General features: G+C 40.8%; 5 protein-coding genes. 4 read left to right on the top strand and 1 reads right to left on the bottom strand.

Annotated features, from left to right (window positions below; genetic code table 11):
• Positions 1-266: 266 nt before the first annotated feature.
• Positions 267-845: a fasciclin domain-containing protein gene (locus QZY09_RS00440; RefSeq protein ID WP_295666655.1), complete on the bottom strand. Its 579-nt coding sequence runs from the start codon at positions 843-845 to the stop codon at positions 267-269.
• 195 nt (positions 846-1,040) lie between these two features.
• On the opposite strand from QZY09_RS00440, the gene QZY09_RS00445 reads away from it, so the two are divergent.
• From QZY09_RS00445 to QZY09_RS00460, 4 genes are all read left to right on the top strand, one after another.
• A complete protein-coding gene (locus QZY09_RS00445; RefSeq protein ID WP_295666658.1) occupies positions 1,041-1,499 on the top strand; it encodes a hypothetical protein in 459 nt (152 codons plus the stop codon).
• Positions 1,500-1,513: 14 nt separating this feature from the next.
• On the top strand, positions 1,514-2,269 hold the full coding sequence (gene ric, locus QZY09_RS00450) for an iron-sulfur cluster repair di-iron protein (RefSeq protein WP_295666661.1): 756 nt from the start codon (positions 1,514-1,516) through the stop codon (positions 2,267-2,269).
• On the top strand, positions 2,266-2,703 hold the full coding sequence (locus QZY09_RS00455) for an Rrf2 family transcriptional regulator (protein WP_295666664.1): 438 nt from the start codon (positions 2,266-2,268) through the stop codon (positions 2,701-2,703). The genes ric and QZY09_RS00455 overlap by 4 nt, the downstream gene beginning before the upstream one ends.
• 197 nt (positions 2,704-2,900) lie before the next feature.
• A complete protein-coding gene (locus QZY09_RS00460; protein WP_295666667.1) occupies positions 2,901-3,413 on the top strand; it encodes a cytochrome c in 513 nt (170 codons plus the stop codon).
• The last annotated feature ends 77 nt before the right edge of the window (positions 3,414-3,490 follow it).

A 3,490-nucleotide genomic window follows, 5' to 3' on the forward strand; every position in this document is an offset into this window, starting at 1 on the left:
AACTATTGATTATTTGTTGAACCTATTTTTAAAACACTTTGGTTATACCCAAAACCCTTTACAGATAACGATTTCAGATTAAGATGGGGCAAAATAATAGGGGGCTTGATATTTCTATCACCCCCCTATGGGAGGGAACTACTGGGTTCGAACCAGTGACCCTCTGCTTGAAAGATCAAGTGTTCAAAGGCAGGAGGGGCCTTATTGCATATTTTTTACTAACTCTTTGGCAGACCTCAAATTTGTAGAAACCTCTGACTGTAGAATTATTTTTTAGCCGGCGGCAAAAGCACAGCGTCAATAACATAGATAATACCATTTGACGCCGGAATTGTCGCCAGTACGTTAGCACCGTTTACGGTAAATTTTCCGTCTTTAAGCCCCACGGTTACGTTATCGCCGTTTACCTGGTTCAAGGTTTGTCCGTCATGCAGATACTCCTGTTTCAGAGCGCCAACGAATACGTGGTACTCTAAAATATTACGCAGCGCGCTTTTCGCTTCAGGTTTCAGCAAACCTTCTACAGTGCCTGCCGGCAATTTATTGAAGGCTTCATTAGTAGGCGCAAAAACAGTGAATGGACCGGAATTGGATAACACATCCACGTACTCGGCAGCTTTAAGTGCGGTTACAAGCGTTGTATGGTCCTTTGACCCGGCTGCAACTTTAACAACGTCTTTCTGTGATTGATCGTCCTTTACTGTTGATTGGCCGCTTTCAGGCGCCGCTGTTTGGGATGCGTTGGTAGTTGATTCATCTGCTGGTTTCTGCTCCTGGTTACAAGAGGAAAACCAAATTGAAAGTAGAGCTGTTATAATGCCGGTAAATAAGAAATTCCTTTTCATAAAAGTTGTTTTTTGGGTTTACGAATGATGACTGCAAACTTATTTCGGATAAAAAGGTCTTAATATGACTAAAATCACTGCCTTGCCTTTTGTTAGTCATAATGGCTGGAAGCATTTTAGAACAATTTTGCATAACAATAAATTAAGCCCCGGCAGCAGGAACGGGGCGGATTTAGTTAACCTAAACAGTTTTATATGAACACCCGGATCTGGATTTGCGGTCTTATAGCAATCATTTTTATGGTTTCGTGCGGTGATACACCGGAAAGGAATACAACAACTTTGGCGTCTGAGCAAGAAGCATTCCAATCAAAGCAGGTACAAGGCCATTGGACAACTGATAAGAATACCGCCATGGAACTGAGAGCCATGCAAAGCACGATTGAGAACTTCAACCTGCTTATCAAAAAGCAACCGCAGAATTTAATGGCCTACCAAGGATACGCAGCTACCTTGAAAAATCACGTAAACCGGACGGTTACCTATTGCAGTCTTGATAAAAATGCACGTTCATTATTATGCAAAAGTATGGACAAAATAAGTGAGCAGATAGAGGTTATTGAAAAAGGCGATATAAAGCAGGCGCATGATGCAGCCGGAAACATCAACCGCATATTTAGTGAAATAGACAATTCATTCAATTTTTCTTATTAATAAAATATATTCAAATGAACCAGGTAAATTCAAATATTGACAGTACCGTAGCGGAGATAGTGACGGATGATTTCAGAACGGTAGAAGTTTTTAAAAGATACGGAATTGACTTCTGTTGTGGGGGAAAGAAAAGCATTGCCAGAGTTTGCAGCGAGAAGAATCTTGATGTTAAGGTAGTGGAGGAGGAATTGTCAGCCATAAAAAACCGGCCGGCTGAGACAGAGCATAATTTTGCTGAATGGAAACTCGCTTTTTTAGCGGATTATATTGTAAATGTGCATCATCAATATGTAAACAATAACCTTGCTCTGATAGGCGGGTTTGCCGATAAAGTAGCCAGGGTTCACGGTCATCACGATACGGAAACAGTTGAGATCAATTCGCTTTGGAAAGAGATAGAAGCCGAACTGACCGACCATATGAAAAAAGAGGAATTGCTATTGTTTCCATATATCAAAAACCTGGAACAGAAGGCCGACGGACTTATTGAGGATATGCCCAAAAGCCACTTTGGTACAGTTAAAAATCCGGTACGAATGATGGAACATGAGCACGAGAATGTGGGTAATTCGATGCATCGGATTCAATTTCTTTCCAATAATTTTACTCCGCCCGATTATGCATGTAACACATACAAAGTGCTGTATGCCAAGTTAAAAGAATTCAGCGATGACTTGCACCTCCACATTCATCTCGAAAACAATATTCTTTTTCCGAAGTCGGTTAAACTTGAAGAAAATTTGTTTAATATAAAAGTGGAAGCGTTATGATGTTTTCGAAAAGTTTGGAATATGCTTTGCGTGCTGTAATTTACCTCTGTAACGAAAGCAGCGAACATGCAAAACTTAATATTAACCAGATATCTACTGCCATTGATTCACCCGAGCCTTTTACTGCAAAAATATTACAGACCCTTGTGCGCCGTAATATTATAGCTTCAACCAAAGGGCCCGGCGGCGGCTTTTTTATAGATAGCAAGGCGAAACCTATACCAGTTATTGATATCGTTGATGCTACCGACGGCCGTTCAGCATTTGAACGTTGCGGCCTGGGATTAAAGGAGTGCTCTGAAAGCCGGCCGTGTCCGATACATAATGAATTTAAAAGTTACAGCTATAAGTTGCAAAATCTGCTCACTAAAAAAACTGTGCAGGATCTTGCCAGAGGGGTAAGTGAAGGCAAATCCTTTGTAACTAATTTTTAAGCTCCCTAAAGCCTTTCTGCCAATTTAATTGCAGCCGGATAACCTCCGGCTGTTTTATTTTACAATTGCTACAAATACCAATAAAGGATATAAAGGTCTTTTTATTGACTTTAATCATCTTCTCCTTTGACCGCAATCATGATAAACCCCTTGTCCGCTGGTCATCTTTGCATCGTAAAACAATAAAAAAACTAACCATGAAAAAGTTACCGATGCACTTCACTTTAAAACCGCTTTTAGCAGGATTTTTCTTAACCGCCTTATTTGCATTAAGCAGTTGTGGCAATAAAGAAACTGCAAACACTGAAAGCACTGAGGCTCCCAAAAGTATGATCGCTGATGCCCCAAAGGATGATGGACCGGGTTTAGGCCGGTTTAAAAATATCACCCTCGCTGCTATGGACAAAAAAGTGGCGGTTGAAGGGCATACCATTTTTGAATCTAAATGCTCTGCCTGCCACAACCCTACCGAAGTTAAAAAAGTAGGCCCGGGTCTGAAAGGTGTTACTCAACGTCGTCAACCGGCCTGGATATTGAATATGATCACCAACCCCGCTGAAATGACTCAGAAAGATCCTACAGCAAAAGATTTGTTGGCTCAGCATCTAACCCAAATGACCTTCCAGGATGTATCAGATGAGCAGGCAAAAAAGATCCTTGAATTTTTGCGCGATAACGATGCCGGCGGTGCCGAAGTAGCAAAAAAATAAATACCCGTTAACCTTTAAAATTTCAATCATCCATAAAACCAGTATATGAAAACAAAGCACTTTAAAACGATTTTCCT

The organism is uncultured Mucilaginibacter sp. (assembly GCF_903913935.1).
GTDB lineage: Bacteria > Bacteroidota > Bacteroidia > Sphingobacteriales > Sphingobacteriaceae > Mucilaginibacter.

Coding starts and splice junctions, on each gene's coding strand:
- QZY09_RS00460 (WP_295666667.1), top strand. CDS start 2,901: ATGAAAAAGTTACCGATGCACTTCACTTTAAAACCGCTTTTAGCAGGA.
- QZY09_RS00440 (WP_295666655.1), bottom strand. CDS start 845: ATGAAAAGGAATTTCTTATTTACCGGCATTATAACAGCTCTACTTTCA.
- QZY09_RS00445 (WP_295666658.1), top strand. CDS start 1,041: ATGAACACCCGGATCTGGATTTGCGGTCTTATAGCAATCATTTTTATG.
- QZY09_RS00455 (WP_295666664.1), top strand. CDS start 2,266: ATGATGTTTTCGAAAAGTTTGGAATATGCTTTGCGTGCTGTAATTTAC.
- ric (WP_295666661.1), top strand. CDS start 1,514: ATGAACCAGGTAAATTCAAATATTGACAGTACCGTAGCGGAGATAGTG.